The sequence below is a fragment of the Halovibrio sp. HP20-59 genome (genome assembly GCF_033052795.2).
Taxonomy (GTDB): Bacteria; Pseudomonadota; Gammaproteobacteria; order Pseudomonadales; family Halomonadaceae; genus Vreelandella.
In genome coordinates this window covers 180,848-201,669 of record NZ_JAWJUW020000004.1, presented here as the reverse complement: position 1 = coordinate 201,669, position 20,822 = coordinate 180,848, and the positions used below count along the sequence as shown (strand labels likewise).

16 protein-coding genes are annotated in these 20,822 nt (G+C 52.2%); 5 read left to right on the top strand and 11 right to left on the bottom strand.

Annotated features, from left to right (window positions below):
- Positions 1–6: 6 nt before the first annotated feature.
- Together RZA33_RS06610 and RZA33_RS06605 are read right to left on the bottom strand one after the other, a co-directional pair.
- On the bottom strand, positions 7–747 hold the full coding sequence (locus RZA33_RS06610) for an MAE_28990/MAE_18760 family HEPN-like nuclease (protein WP_317507068.1): 741 nt from the start codon (positions 745–747) through the stop codon (positions 7–9).
- Positions 734–1,828, bottom strand: coding sequence for a DUF262 domain-containing protein (locus RZA33_RS06605; RefSeq protein WP_317507066.1), 1,095 nt, complete (start codon positions 1,826–1,828; stop codon positions 734–736). The genes RZA33_RS06610 and RZA33_RS06605 overlap by 14 nt, the downstream gene beginning before the upstream one ends.
- 630 nt (positions 1,829–2,458) lie before the next feature.
- Here RZA33_RS06605 and dusA point away from each other — a divergent pair.
- Positions 2,459–3,472, top strand: a complete 1,014-nt coding sequence (gene dusA / locus RZA33_RS06600) for a tRNA dihydrouridine(20/20a) synthase DusA (RefSeq protein WP_317507065.1) — start codon at positions 2,459–2,461, stop codon at positions 3,470–3,472.
- A gap of 59 nt (positions 3,473–3,531) precedes the next feature.
- On the opposite strand, the gene RZA33_RS06595 is transcribed toward dusA, so the two are convergent.
- Complete coding sequence (locus RZA33_RS06595; protein ID WP_317507064.1) at positions 3,532–4,998, bottom strand: catalase; 1,467 nt, start codon at positions 4,996–4,998, stop codon at positions 3,532–3,534.
- Positions 4,999–5,202: 204 nt separating this feature from the next.
- Positions 5,203–6,234 carry a succinylglutamate desuccinylase/aspartoacylase family protein gene (locus RZA33_RS06590; protein ID WP_317507063.1) on the bottom strand — a complete coding sequence of 344 codons (1,032 nt, stop codon included), beginning with the start codon at positions 6,232–6,234 and terminating at the stop codon, positions 5,203–5,205.
- A gap of 213 nt (positions 6,235–6,447) precedes the next feature.
- On the opposite strand from RZA33_RS06590, the gene RZA33_RS06585 reads away from it, so the two are divergent.
- Together RZA33_RS06585 and RZA33_RS06580 are read left to right on the top strand one after the other, a co-directional pair.
- On the top strand, positions 6,448–7,059 hold the full coding sequence (locus tag RZA33_RS06585; RefSeq protein ID WP_317507062.1) for a TetR family transcriptional regulator: 612 nt from the start codon (positions 6,448–6,450) through the stop codon (positions 7,057–7,059).
- A 117-nt stretch (positions 7,060–7,176) separates the two neighbouring features.
- Entirely contained in the window at positions 7,177–8,109 is a 933-nt protein-coding gene (locus RZA33_RS06580; RefSeq protein ID WP_317507061.1) for an alpha/beta hydrolase, read from the top strand.
- 60 nt (positions 8,110–8,169) lie between these two features.
- Here RZA33_RS06580 and RZA33_RS06575 read toward each other — a convergent pair whose 3' ends face one another.
- The 5 genes from RZA33_RS06575 to RZA33_RS06555 form a co-directional block, all read right to left on the bottom strand.
- Positions 8,170–8,856, bottom strand: a complete 687-nt coding sequence (locus RZA33_RS06575) for a hypothetical protein (RefSeq protein ID WP_317507060.1) — start codon at positions 8,854–8,856, stop codon at positions 8,170–8,172.
- Positions 8,857–9,041: 185 nt separating this feature from the next.
- A complete protein-coding gene (locus RZA33_RS06570; protein ID WP_317507059.1) occupies positions 9,042–12,230 on the bottom strand; it encodes an efflux RND transporter permease subunit in 3,189 nt (1,062 codons plus the stop codon).
- Positions 12,230–13,501 (bottom strand): efflux RND transporter periplasmic adaptor subunit, encoded by a 1,272-nt coding sequence (locus RZA33_RS06565; protein WP_317507058.1) that lies wholly within the window; start codon positions 13,499–13,501, stop codon positions 12,230–12,232. The genes RZA33_RS06570 and RZA33_RS06565 overlap by 1 nt, the downstream gene beginning before the upstream one ends.
- A gap of 91 nt (positions 13,502–13,592) precedes the next feature.
- Complete coding sequence (locus RZA33_RS06560; protein ID WP_317507057.1) at positions 13,593–15,050, bottom strand: TolC family outer membrane protein; 1,458 nt, start codon at positions 15,048–15,050, stop codon at positions 13,593–13,595.
- Positions 15,051–15,311: 261 nt separating this feature from the next.
- Positions 15,312–17,204, bottom strand: a complete 1,893-nt coding sequence (locus tag RZA33_RS06555) for a sigma-54 interaction domain-containing protein (RefSeq protein WP_317507056.1) — start codon at positions 17,202–17,204, stop codon at positions 15,312–15,314.
- A 405-nt stretch (positions 17,205–17,609) separates the two neighbouring features.
- Between RZA33_RS06555 and RZA33_RS06550 the strand changes: the two genes are divergently transcribed.
- Positions 17,610–18,422, top strand: coding sequence for a formate/nitrite transporter family protein (locus tag RZA33_RS06550; protein ID WP_317507055.1), 813 nt, complete (start codon positions 17,610–17,612; stop codon positions 18,420–18,422).
- Between the two features lie 59 nt (positions 18,423–18,481).
- Positions 18,482–18,922, top strand: a complete 441-nt coding sequence (gene cynS / locus RZA33_RS06545) for a cyanase (protein ID WP_317507054.1) — start codon at positions 18,482–18,484, stop codon at positions 18,920–18,922.
- 37 nt (positions 18,923–18,959) lie between these two features.
- Here the strand turns inward: cynS and RZA33_RS06540 are convergent, their stop codons facing one another.
- Both RZA33_RS06540 and tal read right to left on the bottom strand, forming a co-directional pair.
- Positions 18,960–19,802: a fructosamine kinase family protein gene (locus RZA33_RS06540; protein WP_317507053.1), complete on the bottom strand. Its 843-nt coding sequence runs from the start codon at positions 19,800–19,802 to the stop codon at positions 18,960–18,962.
- Between the two features lie 49 nt (positions 19,803–19,851).
- On the bottom strand, positions 19,852–20,805 hold the full coding sequence (tal, locus tag RZA33_RS06535) for a transaldolase (protein WP_317507052.1): 954 nt from the start codon (positions 20,803–20,805) through the stop codon (positions 19,852–19,854).
- Positions 20,806–20,822 lie beyond the last annotated feature (17 nt).

Sequence of the window (20,822 nt, the reverse complement as noted above, 5' to 3'; positions counted from 1 at the left end):
ATGCATTCAAGGCTTTTTATAGCCATCGGTGCGTATATAATGTGAGACAGACCATAAAATGGCTCTCAAGTATACTATTGTATGATGAGCCATTAATGGTAGTGCGTCTGGAGCTATATCTTGTCCGCATTCTAAAAAGGAGTTTCTACCATGCGCCAAAGCATTTCTTTTATCTTTAATATTATAAAGAACTTGTGAAATGACCCTATTTTCACTATCAGGCATCGGACTATGAAACCCATATTTATCCGCAGCCTTTCTTATTGCCTTACAATCAATATTTCCTGAAAAAAGACCCTTTTTATCATATCCAACATAGGCCATTGCTATACTGATAGGGTGATCGTTTTCATCGAAAACTTTCTTTATGTCACCATTAACAGCACGTTTAAAATGAGTAGCAGTAATTTTTTTCAGGTTGTCACTTAAGCCATAATATGAGACGCCTTCTTCTTTAATCACCTTATGGATAGCGTCAATAGCATTAGACATAGTTGCTTCTACAAGGTTATAAATTAGCAATAAACCGCTAGAACGAAGTGTTTTCTCTAAATCTCGATCAATTTTAATAAGCGGCTGGACAACTCCGCCAGTGAGTATACCACTATCCACCGAAGCCAAGTGATCATAGCCATTGTCTCCAATCAAAGACACAAAACTCATGTATTGTTTAACTTCAGCACATCTATCCCTAAACGACAAATATGCTTCATCAATAAAATACTGCTTTTGATCAACTGTCAGCATATTCGACCTCATTGCCAAGCAGTTTATCCCGAACATAATGAATACGATTAATTACTTTTGGCAATGAATTACTAGCATCAGACCTTGTTAAATGAATAAACTCTGAAGAATCTAACCAACTAAGGTTTTCAACCTGTAAATTAGGATTAACATCTAAAGCCAGCGCAACACCAATAGATATAGCTTCAAACCTTATTCTTGGCACAGACATATTTTTGGGATTTTTCTTGAAACCATACTCAAAGTTATCTCTTACAAAAACCATTACATTATTAAATATATTTTCATAATTTTGCTCATCGAATGACTTCATATTTTGCCCACTGAGATATTCATTAAGAAAATCATCAACACTTTTCTTAAAGGATTTATAGCCGTCATAATAAGCAAAAAATCTTAGCACTAACTCTTCGTATTCACGACGCTTCGCACGTGCATCACTAACTGGACATAATTCTCGGAACAGGGCATCAGTAGAAAGTTTTTTCACAAAAGCTGTAAATGGACCACCTCTTGAGCCAAAACGCTGCTCCATTGTCCAAAGTTTCTCGCCACCAGTATTCAAACGATCAAAAAGCTGTCTACGAGCGTCTTCATCAACCTCTATTAGCTCAATCATGCGCATGGTTTTTCTATTGAAACGTAGGCGACGAGAATTTGGCAGATCCAAAAAAGTTAGACCGTTCAGCTTATCTAGTTTTTCTAAACCCGTAAGAACTAACTCGCCTGTTATATATCTAACTAAAGTTCTTATACGCTGAGAGCCATCAACAATTTCCATACGCCCAACATCTTCACCTACATCTACATCAGCTACGTAAAGATATGGTATAGGAAGATTTAGCATTAGAGACTCGATGAAACGAGATTGACGAAGTTCATTCCAAACCATTTCTCGCTGATAATCTGGTACAAATAATTCAGCACGATCGTTATCCAACTTTTCTAAAAATTTAGAAACGATTATCTCAACAGGATATTCACGAATATCATAGTCTGTTTCCTTGTGCTTATCTTTAATTTGCTTTTCAGCTTCTTCCCCTAAATGCGACTTATTAGAACTAAAAAAATCATCTTGCATATAACCCCCCACAATAAAAAAACTGCCTAAATATATTTAAATTTTACAGCTATACCACCCGCCCAATCCGAATCTCACACCGCCCCAGAATCTCCACATCATGCATATCCTGCGGCTTAATCATTTAAGGCTGGAAGTGGTCGTTGTCGCTGATCAGGTACAGCGCGCCGCACGCCAGGCGCTGTACCAGCTTGAACCGTCGTTCACCAGCAGCAAAAAACTCCTTCCTTTTCGGACTAGACTAAGGCTACTGCGCCCTACTTCTTCACTGCCTCGTAGCGTGCTTTTACCAACCATTTACTAACCTTAAGAAAGCCTAACCTATCAATACGGCTAGCACCATTCTCCTAAGGCTTATTTACAGTGCTTTTTCATGACAGTTCTGGGTGATACCCAGCCTGATCTGCGGCGTAAGTGCTTTGGCATATACCCTGCTATGTGCTGAACGCTCTTACTTACGTACAATGGCGCCCATACATCACGCCACCTTTGAAAAAGCTCTCAAGGTGTACCAAGTTTTTTAGGCATCAGCGGTTATCACTGCTTGGTACACTTTGGTACATCAGGTGCGTTTATTACGTTATTCAGAGGCAACAAGGCTGTATTTTATACAGCCAAAGATATTACTAAATGACTAATTTAATTAAAGAAAATAGTGCAGATGGTGGTCGGCTTTTTTCGGTCGCGCCCATGATGGATTGGACAACCCGCGATTACAGAGCGCTAGCACGCACCTTAACCAAGCGTGCGCTACTGTATACCGAGATGGTCACTACCGGTGCGATTTTGCACGGGACGCCTCGTGAGCGCTTTTTGGGCTATAGCGAGGTTGAGCATCCGCTGGCGCTTCAGTTGGGCGGCAGCGATGCCGGTGAGCTGGCGGAGTGTGCGGCGATCGCTGAATCGTGGGGTTATGACGAGGTGAACCTGAACGTTGGCTGCCCGAGTGACCGCGTGCAGAACAATCTGATTGGCGCCTGTTTAATGGAGCACCCAGAAAAGGTGGCCGAGGCCGTGCGGGCAATGCAGGCGGTGGTATCGATACCCGTCACAGTGAAGTGCCGCATTGGCATTGATGACCAGGACGAAGACGCCGATCTTGAACGTTTTATCGCTATCGTTGCTGACGCTGGCTGCGAGGTGTTTACCGTTCACGCCCGTAAGGCGTGGCTGCAGGGATTGTCGCCTAAGCAGAACCGCGATGTGCCGCCGCTTAACTACCCGCGTGTCCACCGCTTAAAGCAGAGCCGCCCAGAATTGCATATCGGCATTAACGGCGGAATTAAAACGCTCACACAGTGCCGTGAACAGCTCACCCATGTGGATAGTGTGATGGTGGGCCGTGAGGCGTATCAAAACCCGTGGCTGCTCGCCGGTGTCGATGAGCAACTGTTTGGTGAGCCAGGCCCGGCGGCGAGCCGCTTAGATGCCGCCATGGCTTTCCGACCTTATATTCAGCAGCGCTTGGATGAAGGCGCAAAGCTGAATCATATTACTCGCCACCTGCTGGGCTTGTTCCAGGGTTGCCCTGGCGGCAGGCGCTTTCGGCGTCATTTGTCAGAATACGCCCACAAAGAAGGCGCTGGATTGCGTCTATTTGATGACGCGCTTAGCTTGGTGAACGAACCCGAATGCGTTGCATGAAAAAACCCGCTACGCGAGCGTAGCGGGTTAGTTTTTCTAATAGCGTAACTTACCGACCGTTATTTTTCCCGGCGGTTCGCCATTACGCCCTGCTCGACACGCTCGCCGATAGTCTGGTCAACGTTTTTCCAGTACTCAAATACCCGCGACAGTACCGGCTCTTCAACACCGTCGGAAACGTGGCCCACAATGTTGTTTACCAATCGGTCGCGGGCAGCGTCATCCATTACCTTATTGACTAGATCATTGGCCTGGTTAAAGTCGCCATCGCCCGAACGCAATGTGTAGGCGGCGCGAACAAGCTCGCCATCAGTTTGCCATACCGCATCTTCCGGGTACCTTTCCCGATTGGCGTGAGCGCCCCCTTTGCTATTAGGCGCGTACACCGGGTCGGTGGAGTGGGAAATGCGCATCCGACCACCTTGGGAATAGCTGTTAACCGGGGTCTTGGGCGCGTTAACGGGGATATCTTGATAGTTCACCCCTAAACGCGCACGGTGCGCATCAGCGTAGGATATCGTCCGCGCCAGCAGCATTTTATCAGGCGAGAAACCGGTGCCCGGCACGGCATTGTTGGGCTGGAATGCCGCCTGTTCGATTTGAGTGTGGAAATCGACGGGGTTGCGATCTAACGTCATCTTACCGACTTCTGTCAGCGGGTAGTCGTCGTGCGGCCACACCTTGGTCAAATCGAAGGGGTTGATGTGGTAGGTCTTGGCATCTTCAAAGGGCATAATCTGAACTTTCAGCGTCCAGGTAGGATACTCTCCACGTTTGATTGCATCGAACAGGTCGCGGCGATGGTAGTCGGCATCCGCCCCAGCCATGTTATCGGCCTGTTCCTGGGTCATGCACTTGATGCCCTGGTCAGTCTTGAAGTGGTACTTGACCCAGAAGCGCTCGCCTTCGGCGTTAACCCACATATAAGTATGGCTTGAATAGCCGTTCATGTGGCGCCAAGTGGCGGGGATACCACGATCGCCCATTAGCCAAGTTACCTGGTGGGCAGATTCCGGCGAAAGCGTCCAAAAGTCCCATTGCATATCGTGATCACGCAAACCGTTATCCGCACGGCGCTTCTGTGAGTGGATAAAGTGCTGGAACTTGAGCGGGTCGCGAACGAAGAAGATAGGGGTATTATTACCCACCATATCGAAGTTGCCTTCTTCGGTGTAGAACTTCAGCGAGAAGCCACGGGGATCACGCCAAGTATCTGGGCTACCAGACTCACCGGCCACCGTCGAGAAACGAGCCAACATTTCGGTTTTCTTACCCGGCTGAAGAAAGTCTGCTTTAGTGTATTGGCTGACGTCGTGGGTGACTTGGAAGTGGCCAAAGGCGCCGCTGCCTTTCGCATGAGGCTGACGATCCGGAATCATTTCCCGATTAAACGCTGCCATCTGCTCCATCAAGTAGTGATCGTGCATAACGATCGGCCCATCTGGGCCTACCGTGAGCGAGTCTTCATCACTGTTAACCGGTATGCCTGCATCTGTCGTCGTATGCTTAGGTTTATCGCTCGTCATCGTTTTTCCTCCATGTCAGTTAGACGTGGCGAATGATCGCCACTCGTCGAGCACGATGAAAGCCTTGCTATTTAATCTAGTTGTTATCGTTTTAGCAGCTGCTTACAAAGCCCACTCATAGGTATAGACAAACAGCTGCTAACTTGCCATTTACAGTAGCGATCTCTTAACTATTAAAGCGATAGTTTTTGATCATGAATGCAGCTAATAAAACGAATCGGTCGGCGGCACCAGGCTTGAGTTAAAGCTTTCGATAGCGGTTTCAGCCTCTTCAATTTCATCAAAACGAGCGATATGAAACAGTGCCTCGCCTTCGTTGGCCAGCGGTAATCGGCTCATGCCAATCACGATACCGTCGGCAACGGCGCGAACTTCGCCCTCATCATTGCCGAAGGGGTCAGCGACTTTACCCAGCACTTCGCCTTTGGCGACACGCGCGCCAAGGCGCACCTTGGGACGCAAAATACCGTCGATAGGCGCCCGCGCCCAACTTGACCCATTGGCCAATTCGGCAGGTGCTGGCGTGCGCCGACGCTGCTCGCCGGTCAGCATTCCTAAGCGCCGCATAACCCGCAGCACGCCGCGCACCCCAGGGGCAATGGCCCACTCGTCAAAGCGCAACGCCTCACCGGCTTCATAGGTGAGCACCGGAATCCCACGCGTCTGGGCGTAGTGTCGCAGGCTGCCTTCGCGCAGCTCAGCGTTAAGCACCACGGGGGCACCAAAGGCATCCGCCATGCGCTCGGTTTCGCTGCCGGGGCTTAACTGGGCGCGAATTTGCGGCAGGTTAGTACGGTGAATAGCCCCTGTATGCAGGTCAATAATGTGCGTGGCGTGATCGACGATTTGTTCACGAAACAAAGCCGCAATGCGCCCGCCCAAGGAGCCCGACCCAGTACCTGGAAAACAGCGATTAAGATCGCGGCGGTCGGGCAAATAGCGGGTTTGCTGTAAAAAACCAAACACGTTGACGACGGGCACAGCGATGAGGGTGCCGCGGATACTATTGATCGCTTTTGCGCGCAGCACTCGGCGGACAATATCTACCCCGTTGATTTCATCACCGTGAATGCCGCCACAAACCAGCAATACGGGGCCGTCTTTGCGTCCATGGACAACCTCAACGGGGATATGCAGTGGCGTATGGGTATATAAACGCGCCACCGGCACATCAACTTGTAAACGCTGGCCGGGCATAATCGTATGCTCGCCCAGCCGAAAAGGAGCTCGCGCCATGCTTTCTATCCTGTTGTTAAACGGTTCTAGTCGCATCGTCAGTGCAATTATGGAATAACGTTGCTGCCTGTTTATACGCCTTAAGCGCTAAAATGACGAATTTGTTAATCCACGTTATAAGTTGGATTATTTATCCATACAGTTTTGAATGTAAATGCCCGCCCGCTTAGGTTAAAATGTGACCATACGTGTCAATAATGAGGTTGCATTTCCATGGCAAGAAAGACCAAAGCTGAAGCAGCTGCAACTCGGGAAGCGCTGCTGGAAGCGGCTGAAGAGGTATTTTTTGCCAAAGGCGTGGCGCGCACCTCCCTTGAGCAAATTGCTCGCCATGCGGGCCTCACTCGCGGTGCCGTTTACTGGCACTTTAAAAACAAAGCCGACCTGTTCTTGGCGTTGGTAGAACAAGTGCGCATGCCCTTTCAATCGCTAATGGATGAAGTCGACAAAGCTGACGCCGAAATGTCACCGCTTGAGTCAATCCGCTTGGCCTGCCATGCTGGCCTTGTGCGCCTTGAACAGCCTTCTTATCAGCGGATACTGTCGATCCTACTGCACCGCTGTGAGTTCTTCAGCGATATCAACCCGCTCGATATGCAGGAGGAAATCGGTAACGAATGTTTTGAGGAGATGCTGTCGGTATTTGTACTCGCTGAAAAGCAGCAGTTACTGCGCGAAGACCTAAGCCCAGAGGTGGCGACACGGATAATGCAATCCATGCTAGGTGGCCTTTTCCATGACTGGCTGCGTAACCCCAGCGCTTTCTCGGTTCGTGAACGCGGCGGCGAGTTAATTGATACCGCTATTCGCATGATGCAGCGGTAAAACCAACCTGATGCTCGCTGCAATGCAGCAAGTATGACTATACTCTGCGTACTGCACTCTTCATTATTAGTTATTTGTTCTTGATTATTCGTTATTGATTAAGAGTATCAGCACGCTATGGATGCACTGGAGTTTGTACGGGTACGCGAACTAGAAGTCGCGGTACGCATCTGGAACCCTACCGCCCCCCGCACGCTTGTCGCTTGGCATGGCCTTGCTCGCCACGGCGGTGACTTTAGCGCGCTGGCGCAGGAACTTGGCAGCGAATGGCGTATTATCGCCCCCGATACCCCAGGTCGCGGGCTCTCCAGCTGGTCGCTGTTCCCAGCTCACGATTACCTTTACAGCCATTACATAACGGTTGCCATCGCGCTACTGGACCACTTTAAACTTGATTACGTCGATTGGCTGGGCACTTCAATGGGGGGCTTACTGGGCATGCTGCTCGCCGCTGACCCTCAGCATCAAGGGCGAATTTCCCGACTGGTCCTTAATGACGTTGGACCCGAGCTAAATAAAGACGGTCTTATTGCCCTTTCCAGCTATTTTGGCGTTACCCACCGTTTTTCCACCTTTAGTGAACTACAGCAAGAGCTTAAGCAGCATTATGCTAGCTTCGGCATTACGAGTGATTCAGCTTGGCGTGAACTAGCTCTTAATAGTGCCCGCCGACTGCCAGATGGCAACTGGACGTATCACTTTGATCCGCGTATCAATGAGCAGTTTGTGCATGATACACCGCGCGACATGTGGGCCGATTGGGCCAATATTCGCTGCCCAGTGATGGTGATTCGCGGCGAGGAGTCGACCCTTTTAGACGCTGAAACCCTGCCGCGGATGGCCGAGGTGCAGCCTGGGCTTGTAACCCTGAACGTGCCTAACTGTGGCCATGCGCCTGTGCTGGACAGGCCTGCACAGGTCGATCCCATTCACGACTTTTTAGACCAACCCGCACCTCCCCCTTCCGCTCCAGAACAAAAACAAACCGCCACCGGCTGGCAGCCTTTACTGAAGTGGCTGGCTCAGCAGTGGCGGCGGCTGAAGAAGTAAGTACCTAAGTCAATTAAGCACTAATTCAATTAAGTGCTAAGTCAATTAAGCGCTAATTCATTAATGAGACGTTGAATAATGCCCTGAATGGGCGCGTTTTTGGTTCAATCGCAGTTTATTCAAACGAATGCGTGTTTCAAGGTACGCTTGCTCCGAGACGCTGCGGTAAGCCCCCTCTTTCGGTAAGTACTTCACTAGTACCCGGCGTTCACCTTGCATCGGCAGGGCATCGCGTTTGCTGAGCAGCTTCACCTTACTATTAGGCTCATTATCAATCATTGCAAACGCCTGCTCCCCCTCACCTTGGCGCTCTGTGACTACCACCGTTTGCCCTAACAAACAGCGCCGGGTAAACGGACGGTAACGATGTAGCCCACGGTGCAATGCCTGACAAAGGGTGGCGGCTACCGGCGAGGCAATCACCAACGCGCCCCAAAGCACCAGCACACCCACCGGAATGCGTAGCAAACCGAGTGGCAGCCACTGGAGCACCAACAACTCAATTGCCAAGGAGAGTGCCGCGGCAATGGTCAGTATCACCGTTAAAGCCAGCGTCGCAGGCACGCCTGCAAAGCCTAAAGAGACCAAGGTGCTGGCAAGGTGATCTTCTTTTAAGCTGTCGCGCTCAAACAGCTCTAAAGGGGCTAAGCGAATAATCACTAGTAGCCAGTAGAGGGTTAATAAACCCAATAAGAAAATAAAAACGATACTCGGGAATTGGATAGCGGCGTGCAGTAGGTGTTGCATGGTGCCTCCTCCGTCGGTACTTTGCCGACGATGTATTGTTACTGCCAGCTTAGTCTAGATTAGCTTTTTAGTGCTACCCCTACCTTGATCTCAGTCATCACTGATAACAAAACGGGCGCTACCCAAAGGTAGCGCCCGTTTACTTTTCACCCTTCATGCAAGGGTTCGCTGTTAAAAGCTAGCCATTAATGTTTATCCTGCTCCAGCGCTGGCTCCCTGGGCTCATGCTTATCTCCTTTCATCTTGCGACCTAGCCAATCAGACGTCGTTGCAATCATGGCGTAGAAGGAGGGAATAAACAGGCTACCCAAGGTAGCAACAGAGAACATACCCACGGCCACTGTAGTACCAATATGGTGGCTGCTCGTATCGCTGGCACCTGTGGCTAGTGCCAACGGCAAGGTACCGAAGATAAACGCCAACGAGGTCATTACGATGGGGCGAAAACGTAGCTCTGCCGCGGTAATCGCCGCTTCACGTATGCTTTTCCCCTGCTCTTTACGCTGTAGCTCGGCAAACTCGACGATCAAGATTGCGTTCTTCGCCGCAAGCCCAACCACCACCAGCATGCCGATCTGCACATAGACACTGGTATCCAACCCGCGCAGCACGATACCGCCTATACCGCCAAGGAAAGCAAAGGGCGTCGCGGTCAATACCGCCAGCGGCAACGACCAGCTTTCGTACTGAGCCGCCAGAATCAAAAAGACCATCAACAGCCCGAAGACGATAGCCAACGTCGCGGCGCTGCCCATGTTGGCCTCTTGATAAGCCGTACCCGTCCAGCCCATGCCCCAGTCAGAACCTAGGGTCTCTTGTACGATCCCCTCCATCGCTTCAATGGCTTGGGCAGAGCTGTAGCCAGCCGCAGGTTGACCTTGGAACTGGGCGCCAGTGTAAACTCCGAACCGCGACACGACCGCTGGGCCGGTTTGGCGCTCAAGCTCGACAAACTCGGAGAGCGGAATCCGTTCACCGTTACCGCCGCGTACAAAAACGCTGCTAATGTCTTCCGGCGTTTTACGGAATTCGTCTTCGTTTTGCAGATACACCTGGAAATTACGGTTCTGATAGCTAAAGTAATTCACAAAACCATTACCAAACGTGTTCCCCAAGGCTGAGTTAATATTCTCCAGCGCCACGCCGTAACTCAACGCTTTCTGCTGATCAATATTGGCGCGATATGACGGCACATTAACGTTGAAGGTGGTGAAAACGCGATTCAATGCAGGATGCTGGTTGGCCTTTTGCATTATTTGCAACGAAGCCTCATAGAGTTCGCGCGTTGACGCCCCGTCAAATGACTGCAGGTAACCGGTAAAGCCGCCGGTGGTCGAAAGCCCCATGATGGGCGGCAAGTTAAAGGCCATTGCGGAGCCGCCATCGATACTGGCGCCTAACCCCATAATGCGCCCGACCAGCTCAGTGGCTGTCAATTCACGCTCAGACCACGGGGTTAGGTTGATAAACATCACCCCACGCGCAGTATTCACGGCGCTGGAAAGAATGTCATAGCCCGCCACTGCTGAGGAGTATTCCACCCCAGGAATATCTTCAATCGCCGTACTAAGTTTCGCCATATAGGTTTGAGTACGCTCAAGCGAAGCCGCATCCGGCAGCGACACGCTCACCAACACAACCCCCTGATCCGTTTCAGGCACCAGCGTTGAAGGTGTATTAGCGTATAGCCAGTAGGAACCCACGCCGGTCAGCACCGTCAGCGCGAGCGCCAGCAGCCAAAACCGTACCAAGCCTTTTACCACCCACATATAGGCGGCGGTAATACCGGCAAACAGGCGGTCAAACAGACGAAACGGTGTATTCAGGGCGCGCTTGAACTTGGACTGCCCGGCCCCGGCGATTTTATGCTTGATAAAAATCGCTGACAGAGCCGGGGTAAACGTCAACGCCATTAACGCCGAAATGGCCACCGAGATCGCCACGGTGATCGCAAACTGTTGGTATATCTGGCCCGTAAAGCCCCCTAGAAAAGCTACGGGTACAAACACCGCGGCCATAATCAACGAGGTCGCAATCACCGGTCCGCCAACTTCTTTCATTGCACGAATGGTGGCGTCGCGCACGCTGATATCGTCTTCCTCGCTCAGCACACGCTCGACATTTTCCACTACCAGAATGGCATCGTCGACCACGATCCCTATCGATAATACCAGGGCAAACAGCGTTAGCAGGTTGATCGAAAAGCCAAATAGATAGAACCCGGCAAAGGTGCCCACCACGGCGACCGGCACCACCGACATGGCAATGACGGTAAAGCGCCAGTTCTGAAGGAAAATAAACAGAATGACGATAACGATCAGGAAAGCTTCAATAAAGGTGTGCAGCACCGTTTCCACGGAAGCATCGATAAACAGCGTTGTATCGTAAGGCGCCACATACTCAAGCCCAGGCGGGAAACGACCGGATAAATCATCCATCGCTTCGCGCACACCGCGAGACGTTTCCAGCGCGTTCGCACCGGGCTGTTGGTTAATAATAATCGGCGCCATGCTTGAGCCGTTCAAACGCGCGTCAACCCTGTAAGAAGATGCCCCAAGCTCAACGCGCGCAACGTCTTCCAAGCGTAGCGACGAACCGTCGTTATTGGTCCTCAAGAAAATATTACGGAAGTCGTCGACATCAGTGAGGCGACCACCAGCGGTAATCGTATAGGTATAAGCGCGGGAGTCGCTTTGCGGCGGAGCGGCTAGATTACCCGCAGGCACCTCCGTATTTTGCACTCTAATCGCACTGGCCACTTCGCTAGGCGTGAGATCGTACTGGGCTAACTTGTCCGGATCCATCCAGATACGCATGGCAAATTCGCCGCCACCCAGTACTTCTGCATTGCCTACCCCTGGCACCTGACGCAGTTCGTCAAGCACGTTGAGGGTGGCGTAGTTCTGCATGAAAATTTTGTCGTAGTCGCCATCCGGCGAGGTCAACGCGATAAACATCAAAATAGCGTCGGAGCGCAGCTCAACGGTGACACCTTGCGATTGCACCGCTTCAGGTAGTTGTGAGAGCGCCCCTTGAACACGGTTATTAACGTTGATGGTATTGATATCGCCATCGGTGCCGATGTTAAACGCTACACTCAGGCTCATGCTGCCGTTATCAGCGCTGTTAGAGGTCATATAAAGCATGTCCTCAACGCCGTTAATGGCCTCTGCGATGGGTGCCGCCACCGTTTGCGCTACGGTTTCAGCATCTGCACCGGGGAACTGGGCTTGCACAGACACCGTCGGCGGCACCACGCTGGGGTACTGCTCAATAGGCAGTATGCGCATCGACATCACGCCCACCAGTGTGACAATAATTGCCAATACCGTGGCAAAGATTGGCCGGCTGATGAAGAAGTTAGAGAAGTTCATTATTGCGCACCCTCTTCCCCTTCAGCGGGCTGACCTTCGGCTGCCCCCTCTTCCATCTCTTGCGCTGCTTCTGCTTCCTCCTGCGCTTCTTCTTGCGTTGCCTCTTCGACTACCTCCTCTGCATCACCACTAAACGGCTGGGGGTCAATGACCATGCCCGGTTCTAAACCGGCGGGGTCGCCGACGATAACGCGATCACCTGGTTCAATGCCGTCACGAATCAACTGCCACGGGCCAGCCACTTCACCCAAGGACACCGTCCTTTCGCGGGCTTTGTTATCTTCATCCAGGACAAACACCTGCGGCCCCATTAACCCTTGGGTGACAGCAATTTCAGGCACTGCCAATACGTCAAAGCGCTTCAAACCCTCAATACGTACGCGCACAAATTGACCAGGCAGTACAGCCGCATCGGGATTTTCGAAGGTTGCAGACGCTTGCACTGTACTGGTGCCACTATCGACTCGCGAACCCAGAAAATCTAAATGCCCTTCAAGCTCAGAATCACTACCGCCACTCACGCCAGGAATGCTCAATCGCGCGCGAATATCTGACGTATCACTGCCATCGTTCAACTGGCGACGCAGCTCAAAAGCGTCTCGCTGGGGCAGCTGGAAACGCACTTCTAACGGATCCAGGGGCGTAACCGTCGCCAGCTCCGTGCCGGAAGTCACCAAATTACCCACGTTGACTTGGCTTAAGCCAATCATGCCCGAGACAGGAGCGGTCACCCGAGAATAATCTAAATCCAGGTTAGCGCTGGAGAGCGCGGCTTCCGCCTGGGCGACGTTTGCCTGGGCCACGCGCCGATCAGCCAGTGCCTGATCGTATTGCTGACGGCTCACCGAGTTTTGGCTGAGAAGCTGCTCAAAACGCTGGGCATCGCGCTGGGCGCGGGAAAGCTCGGCGCGAGCGCTCTGTAGATCCGCCTCACGTTGATTGACGGTGGCCTGATAAAGATCCGGCTCAATGGTATAAAGACGGTCACCCTCCTCTACCAGTTGGCCTGGCTCGAAGTGGCGCTCTTCCAGAAACCCGTTAACGCGGGCAACCAACACAACTTCATCGTCACTGCGCAGCAGGGAGGGGTAGGATTTATCCAGCGGTATGTCCTGACGCGCCATTTCAGTCACTTCGACTTCATGCGGCGGTGCCTCTTGCTCGGCACCCTGTTGCGGCGCTTCGGCTTGCTCTTGACCACAGGCCGCGAGTGCCAGCGCGGCTAACAAGGTCACTAGACTCGCTCGATGTGAGTGAATCATTTTCTTCATACGTTGAGTTCCCATATATCTTATAAAAAGCCGACTAGTGGCACATACGCATCTGGACATCCTCTCCAACCCCTTTTTATCGGGCGGTTACCTACTCAGGTTGAGGCGGTGCACCGATGTCGAGCCCGCGCTCAAAGCGGTCGTTGCCACCACCTTCAGGCAGGGTAAAGTTGACCTCTTCGCCGGTTAGCCATGCATTGACGTCTTGAATGGCGTCCACATCAAGGCGACCCGCTTGTTGACGTAAAGAAAGTAAATTCACGACATAGGCGTAGCGTGCCTCGGCATAGTTAGCGATGGCGTTGTAGAGGTTCTGCTCAGCGTTGAGCACATCGACAATGTTACGGGTGCCTACTTCATAACCGGCGCGGGTGGCTTCAAGCGCACTCCGGTTAGAGACGATGGCCTGCTCGCGAGCCTCAACGGTTTCCACATCGTTGCTGACCTGGGTATAAAGCGAGCGCACCTGCTGGATGGATGAACGACGCTGTGACTCGAAATCATACTGGCTGCTTTCCAGCTGATAAGTCCCTTGGCGAATACTCGCGCTGGTACTGCCGCCGGTATAAATTGGTAAATTGGCGCTTAAACCCACCTGGCTCGAAGAATCTTGCCCACTGTAGGCATCAATATCGTTGTCGCTAAACTGGTAGTTACCAAAGGCATTTAGCGTAGGCAAACGCCCTGCGCGAGCAATCTCAGCGCCACTACGAGCAACTTCAACACCCGCCTGCTGCGCCAATACTTGAGGATTAAGCTCCAGCGCTTGTTCTACCCAATAGTCACGGCTGCTGGGTTCAGGAAGCGCAATTGGCATGCTATCGCCCAGCGCTTCAATGCTGGCGTAACGCTGGCCGGTGAGTTGCTCTAATGCCTCAAACGCCACTTGAAGGTTGCTTTCAGCCGCAATGCGATCAGCCCGCGATTGATCAAACGTCGCGCGAGCCTCTTCGACTTCCGTGATTGCAATCAAGCCGACTTCAAACTGCTCACCCGCTTGCTCAAGCTGGCGGCCAATGGCGCGCTCTTGGGCAAAACGCGCTTCGAGGACTTCGTAGGCACGTAAAATATCAAAATAGGCGCTAGCCACATCAATCAACAGCTGCTGTTCTGTGGCTGCTAGCAAGTAGACCTGCTGGTCAATCTGGCGCTCGGCCTGGGTAACCTCACGGCGCGTCACTTCGTCATACAGCGCCTGGGTGGCTTCAAGGGAGAGCGATACGGTGTTGTAGCTGTCATCACTTGCAGCTCCCGCTCCAGCTCCAGCCCCCGCAAGCGACGACGAGGACTGGCTTTCATACTGCTGGTTGTGGGCTACCGTACCCGAGGCGTTGACCTGGGGTAGCAGACCACCCCGAACAACATCTCGGCCAGCCTCCACGCCCAAATACTCGGCGCGAGCGGAGGCAAGCTCAGCGTTGTTATCTAACGCATCACGAGTAATCGTGAGGAGATCAGCGGCCTGAGCAGGCAACACGAAAGAAGCGGTGAATACCGCTACCAGTAGGGGTCGTAATGGGGCATTGATTGCCCAGTGTGCCAATCGCATAAGGAGTGCCTCTAGGTATCAGCGTCAGAATGGCGAATGTACTTAATCACTCAGCAAACTAAGTTATTCAGCAAACTAAGTTATTCAGCAAACTAAGTTACTCAGCGCGCTATGCATCTAAGAACCAGGCCATTCAGAAAGATGAGCATTATAGTTACATTCATGTATGTATGCTAGCCTTGAACAATCTAAAGATGTGTGTACAGCCTATTGTCAAGTTGCTTCCCGCTTACCTTAGTCCAAAGCATCATGGGATGGCGATTAATACGCCTCCCTTTTGCGAAATTCCCGTGGATCAATGCCCCATTTAGTAAGTCTTGAGGCCAATGTCGTCGGTTTAATCCCCAGCAGCTCTGCCGCGCCTCCCTTCCCAGAGACTTTACCGCCTGCCTGCTTCAGTGCAGCAATTGAACTTTCACGCTGGCGCTGGCTCATCGCATGTTCAGTTAACAATGCCGGCGCACCATGCTGTTCGCTATGGTGAGCCGGCGCAGCCTTCGCGAGAGTATCAGATGAACGTGACAGCTCGCCTAACAGCAGGTCATCAAACACTAAGCGCCGATCTTGGGTCACGATTACCTGTCGCTCAATGATGTTTTCCAGCTCTCGAATATTGCCAGGCCATGGGTAACGCTGCAGAATTTCCAACTGCGCTGGGGGAATACGTACCCCTGGTTTATTAAATTTCAGGCAGGCACGTTGTAAAAAGTGGCGCGCCAGCAACGGTACATCTTCAATCCGCTGGCGCAACGGCACTGAATCAACAGGAAAGACATTAAGACGAAAATACAGATCCTCTCGAAATCGCCCGATATTAATCATCTCGCGCAGTTCGCGATTGGTAGCAGCAATCACCCGCACATCCACCTCGCGGGTTCGGTTTTCGCCTACGCGCTCAAACTGCTGATCTTGCAATACGCGCAGTAGCTTACTCTGCAGTTCTAATGGAATTTCGCCGACTTCATCCAAAAACAGCGTACCGCCATGGGCAAGCTCAAAGCGTCCGGGACGGTCCTGCACCGCACCAGTAAAGGCACCTTTCACGTGGCCAAAGAACTCGCTCTCAAACAGGTCGCGGGGTATCGCCGCGCAGTTGACACGAATGAGCGGCCGATCGCTGCGCGTTCCCCCGGCATGAATAGCACGAGCAATCAGCTCTTTACCGGTACCTGATTCACCGCTGATCAGCACGTTGGCGCTAGTAGGCGCAACCATTTCAATCTGCTTTATCAGTTTCGCGACGGCAGGGCTATTGCCAACAATATCGTGGTGGTTAAGCTCCGCTTTAATCTCTTCCTGGAGGTATTCGTTTTCCAGCTCTAAACGCTGCTTGAGCGACTCCACCTCGGCGAGTGCGTCGCGCAGCTGCTGTTCAGCACGTTTGCGTTCGCGAATATCGCGAAAGAGCACCACTGCGCCGACCAACCGTCCCATCTCAAAAATCGGCGTGCTGGTGTACTCCACTGGAATCGCCTCGCCGTTTTTATGCCAAAACACTTCGTTATCGACATGGTGCACTTGCCCGTCGCTAAACGCGGCGTGAATAGGGCACTGCTGCACCGGGAAGTGGCTGCCGTCAGCATGGGTATGGTGGAACATAAGGTGCGCATCGTGGCCCACCATATCGTCGGTACTCCAACCCAGAATACGCTCGGCGGCGGGGTTAACAAGGGTAGTTTTGCCTTCAGCGTCCAAGCCGTAAATGCCTTCGCCCGCCGCGCCCAGAATCAACTGATTTTGCTTTTCAATTCGCTCGAATACCTGCTCGACCCGCTGCCAGCCCACCTCCCCTTGTCGATGTTGGCGGCCTAACTCTGCTTGGGCGCGCTGCTGTTCAGCTTTGTTACGATCAATCAATGTTAATAAAAGCTGCTCTGAATCATCGATACGCTGGGCATAAACCTCAACTCGATACGGCTGGCGGCGCATATCGAGAATCACTAAATCGTCTGACCAAGCCGCTTTTTGCATCAACACCTCATCAGTAAAGCTAATCCATAGCGGTAGAGAGGCACTCAAGCGGTGGCTGAACGATGTCGTTAACGGCAGCGCTTCATCAATACTGAGTAATCCACAGGCGGATGCGTTAGCCGCCAACAGCTTATCGGCAAAAGGGTCAACCACAAGCATCGCCAGCGGTGAATACTCACCCATTAAGGTTTTAGCATCGGTGGTGGTCGTAACGGCAGGCGCTGGGTCTTACACAGGCATGGGTTTATCTCTCATGACACAAAGTGATTGCTCACCGTTGCCATTCAATTACCGCGCCATTAACGAATTTTCGCGAATAAAACAACGAAATATCGTTATTTACGAAAATTCGTAATTCATAACGCCCTCAAACTAAACCGTTAAAAAATCGTTAAATTAAAACAAAAACAATAGCTTACCTACAAAATCACTAAGTTGGCATGCAAATAGCAACAATCAGGGTAGCAACGCGAACGCTGCCTTCTTTTGCACCAATACGGCGCAGTCGGATGTTTTTTGCTCTTATTAGAAACACTCGACGCTTGGACAAGGCACTAATTAATCGAAATGACGCAGGAAACCATACTTATGTCATATCTAATGCCCAGTGAATTTGTCACTAAGTTAGTCGACCAGGGTGAATCAAAAGTCTATATGGGCACCCGGGATACGCTTATTCGTGCCTTCATGGCGGGGGCCACCTTAGCGCTGGCGGTTATTTTTGCCATTACCATCGCGACCCAGACAGGCAACTTTTTGATTGGAGCGCTGCTCTTTCCCGTGGGCTTCGTCATGCTCTACCTGATGGGCTATGACCTGCTCACCGGGGTTTTTATGCTGGTGCCAATTGCTTGGCTCGACAAAAGACCCGGCGTGACATTGCCCCGAATGCTTAAGTGCTGGGCGCTGGTCGGGCTTGGCAACCTTGGGGGTGCCCTGTTTATTGCCGTCTTCGGCTACATGAATTTCACCATGGGCGGTAGCGAAGAAGTTAACGCTGTCGGCCAAACGATCATGGCTGTTGGTGAAAGCCGCACGGTGGGCTACCAGGAAGCAGGGCTTGCCGGCTGGATAGTGCTCTTCCTGAGAGGCATGTTCTGTAATTGGATGGTGTCTATGGGCGTGGTTGGCGCCGCCATTTCCACAACGGTTTCCGGCAAAATCATGGCCATGTGGATGCCGATCATTGTGTTTTTCTATCTCGGTTTCGAGCACTCCGTGGTCAATATGTTCTTGTTCCCGATTGGCCTCATGATGGGTGCTGAGTTCACGCTGTATCAATACATCATGTGGAATGAGATCCCCACGGTACTGGGTAACTTGGTCGGCGGTCTGACCCTGGTGGGTCTGGTTCTTTACACCACCCACGTCCGTACTCAGGCCAAAAAAGTGTTGTCTTGATCCCCTCGCAGTCGTCGAAAAAGGGCGTCACTCGCCCTCTATTTTAAAGGAGAACCATCATGGATAAGCTTGAAATGCGCCATACCTTGCTCGCCGCCAAAGCGCGTAAAAAAATGAGCTGGGACGATATCGGTCAAGCGGTCGGCATGTCGCCGGTCTGGGTGGCCTCCGCCTGCTACGGCATGAACAGCGCCAGCGCCGATGTTGCGCAAAAAATTTGCAACACGCTGGAGGTAGAGAGCGACATCGTCGACGCCCTGGTGGCGTTCCCCACCAAGGTCTGGGATGAAGCGATTCCCCAAGACCCGTTTATCTACCGCCTGTATGAAGTCGTCGGCGTTTACGGAGAAACGTTGAAGGACGTCGTTCAAGAGAAGTTTGGCGATGGCATTATGAGCGCCATCGACTTCACTATGGAGGTCGATAAAGTCGAAGACCCCAAAGGCGACCGGGTACTGCTTACCTTAAACGGCAAGTTTTTGCCCTATAAGTCCTGGTAAAACCTAAGTCTTGGTAAAACTGACGCCCTGATAAAGCTCAAGTGAAAGATTCGAGCCTCGCTACGCTGCGCTCAACGGCCGCACGATAACCAGCGCCGAACAGCAGCAGGTGATTTAACAGCGGGTACAGCTGAAACAGAGCTTCACGCCTCGGCCAATCGGCTGGGGCGTTGCCGTCCCAATAAGCGTCAAAAAACGCCTCACCCGGCGAGCCAAACAGCGTTAACATCGCCACGTCCACTTCCGGGTAATGACGATACACGGCTGGATCGATAATCGCTGGTCCCTTGGTGGTGAAAAGCACATTCCCCGACCATAGATCACCGTGCAATAAGCTGGGCGGTGCATTGGGTAACCAACCCTCTAAATCCTGGGCTAGCCGCTCGATACGCTCGCGCAGCTGGTTATCCAGGAGTCCACGCGGGTAGCATGCCTCACATAGAGGAAGTAAGCGGCGCTCGCGCTGAAAAGCCCGCCCGTCGCTGAGCGGTGCATTGGGCTGGGGCGTGAGGCCACAGGCATTATCCTGATGCCAGCCGTGAACATCGCCAATAACGTCGTGCAAGCCACGCAAGCCTTCGCCAAGCGCCGCTTCACCCTGCGGCCCAGCCGGGGCTGTATCTAGCGATTCAATCACCAGCCAACCATCCGACAACCCCAACACCTCTGGCACCACTAGCTTTTCGCAGGCACTGTGCAAGGTCCGCAAGCCTTCGGCCTCACCGCGCAGCCGCGCTGGTTCGTCGTGCTTAATCACCACCTCCCCCTGGCGCGTTTCCAGGCGATAAACGGCAGCGATATCCCCCCCACTGAGCGACTGCAAATCGCCGGTGGGGACAAGCTCGATAGATTCCAACAACTGATGCAGTTCAGCGTCCATACTATTCTCCAAGAGGTCAAATGCGCTCTTAGGTGGTTAGCTTAGGTGGTTAGCCTAGCCGCTTATCGATCAGGCTTTCCAACTCAAGCTGGTCGTCGTGGAAGCGACGGATGCCTTCGGCCAGTTTGTCGTTGGCCATTGCATCTTGATTGTGGCCCCAACGGAAAGCGGCTTCACTTAGCGGTTCAGTAGGCTTGCCACCACCTTCTCCCGCTTGAATTTGCGCTGAGACACTGCCTTCGGCGGCCTCCAGTTCTTCTAATAACGCTGGCGAAATAGTCAGCCGTGGGCAGCCTGCCAAGGCAAGTACCTGACCGGTGGTGCGGAAGCTAGCGCCCATGACCACAGTGTCGTAGCCGCCCTGGTTGGCACGCTGACAAATACCTTGAACAAACTGAACGCCCGGGTCGTTTTCCGGCGTGTAATCCTTACCGGTTTCTTTTTTGTACCAATCGGTTACGCGGCCCACGAAGGGTGAGATCAGAAACACCCCGGCATCAAAGCAGGCCTGGGCCTGGGCATCGCTGAACAGTAGCGTCAGGTTACACTGAATGCCTTCGCGCTCGAGCACCTCAGCGGCACGAATACCTTCCCAGGTGGAGGCCAGCTTGATCAGCACGCGATCGCGTGAAACACCACGGGCATCGTACAGCTCGATCAGCTCATGGGCTTTGGCAATGCTGGCCTTAGTATCAAACGACAAGCGGGCCGCCACTTCGGTAGAAACACGCCCTGGCACGACCGTCGAAATCTCACTGCCCATGGCCACCGCCAAGCGGTCAACGGCATGCTTAACCTGTTCTTCACGGCTGCCAACCGAGGCTTTTACGCTACTCAACTCTTCGTCGATCAATGCCTGGTAACCGGGCAGGCTAAACGCTTTGAGCAACAGTGAGGGGTTAGTCGTGGCATCCTGCGGCTGATAGCGGCGAATAGCCTCAAGATCACCGGTATCGGCGACGACAAGCGAATGTTGCTTTAACTGGTGTAGTTGGCTGGTCATAAAATCTCCTTGAAATG

Coding starts and splice junctions, on each gene's coding strand:
- RZA33_RS06610 (WP_317507068.1), bottom strand. CDS start 747: ATGCTGACAGTTGATCAAAAGCAGTATTTTATTGATGAAGCATATTTG.
- RZA33_RS06605 (WP_317507066.1), bottom strand. CDS start 1,828: ATGCAAGATGATTTTTTTAGTTCTAATAAGTCGCATTTAGGGGAAGAA.
- dusA (WP_317507065.1), top strand. CDS start 2,459: ATGACTAATTTAATTAAAGAAAATAGTGCAGATGGTGGTCGGCTTTTT.
- RZA33_RS06595 (WP_317507064.1), bottom strand. CDS start 4,998: ATGACGAGCGATAAACCTAAGCATACGACGACAGATGCAGGCATACCG.
- RZA33_RS06590 (WP_317507063.1), bottom strand. CDS start 6,234: ATGGCGCGAGCTCCTTTTCGGCTGGGCGAGCATACGATTATGCCCGGC.
- RZA33_RS06585 (WP_317507062.1), top strand. CDS start 6,448: ATGGCAAGAAAGACCAAAGCTGAAGCAGCTGCAACTCGGGAAGCGCTG.
- RZA33_RS06580 (WP_317507061.1), top strand. CDS start 7,177: ATGGATGCACTGGAGTTTGTACGGGTACGCGAACTAGAAGTCGCGGTA.
- RZA33_RS06575 (WP_317507060.1), bottom strand. CDS start 8,856: ATGCAACACCTACTGCACGCCGCTATCCAATTCCCGAGTATCGTTTTT.
- RZA33_RS06570 (WP_317507059.1), bottom strand. CDS start 12,230: ATGAACTTCTCTAACTTCTTCATCAGCCGGCCAATCTTTGCCACGGTA.
- RZA33_RS06565 (WP_317507058.1), bottom strand. CDS start 13,501: ATGAAGAAAATGATTCACTCACATCGAGCGAGTCTAGTGACCTTGTTA.
- RZA33_RS06560 (WP_317507057.1), bottom strand. CDS start 15,050: ATGCGATTGGCACACTGGGCAATCAATGCCCCATTACGACCCCTACTG.
- RZA33_RS06555 (WP_317507056.1), bottom strand. CDS start 17,204: ATGGGTGAGTATTCACCGCTGGCGATGCTTGTGGTTGACCCTTTTGCC.
- RZA33_RS06550 (WP_317507055.1), top strand. CDS start 17,610: ATGTCATATCTAATGCCCAGTGAATTTGTCACTAAGTTAGTCGACCAG.
- cynS (WP_317507054.1), top strand. CDS start 18,482: ATGGATAAGCTTGAAATGCGCCATACCTTGCTCGCCGCCAAAGCGCGT.
- RZA33_RS06540 (WP_317507053.1), bottom strand. CDS start 19,802: ATGGACGCTGAACTGCATCAGTTGTTGGAATCTATCGAGCTTGTCCCC.
- tal (WP_317507052.1), bottom strand. CDS start 20,805: ATGACCAGCCAACTACACCAGTTAAAGCAACATTCGCTTGTCGTCGCC.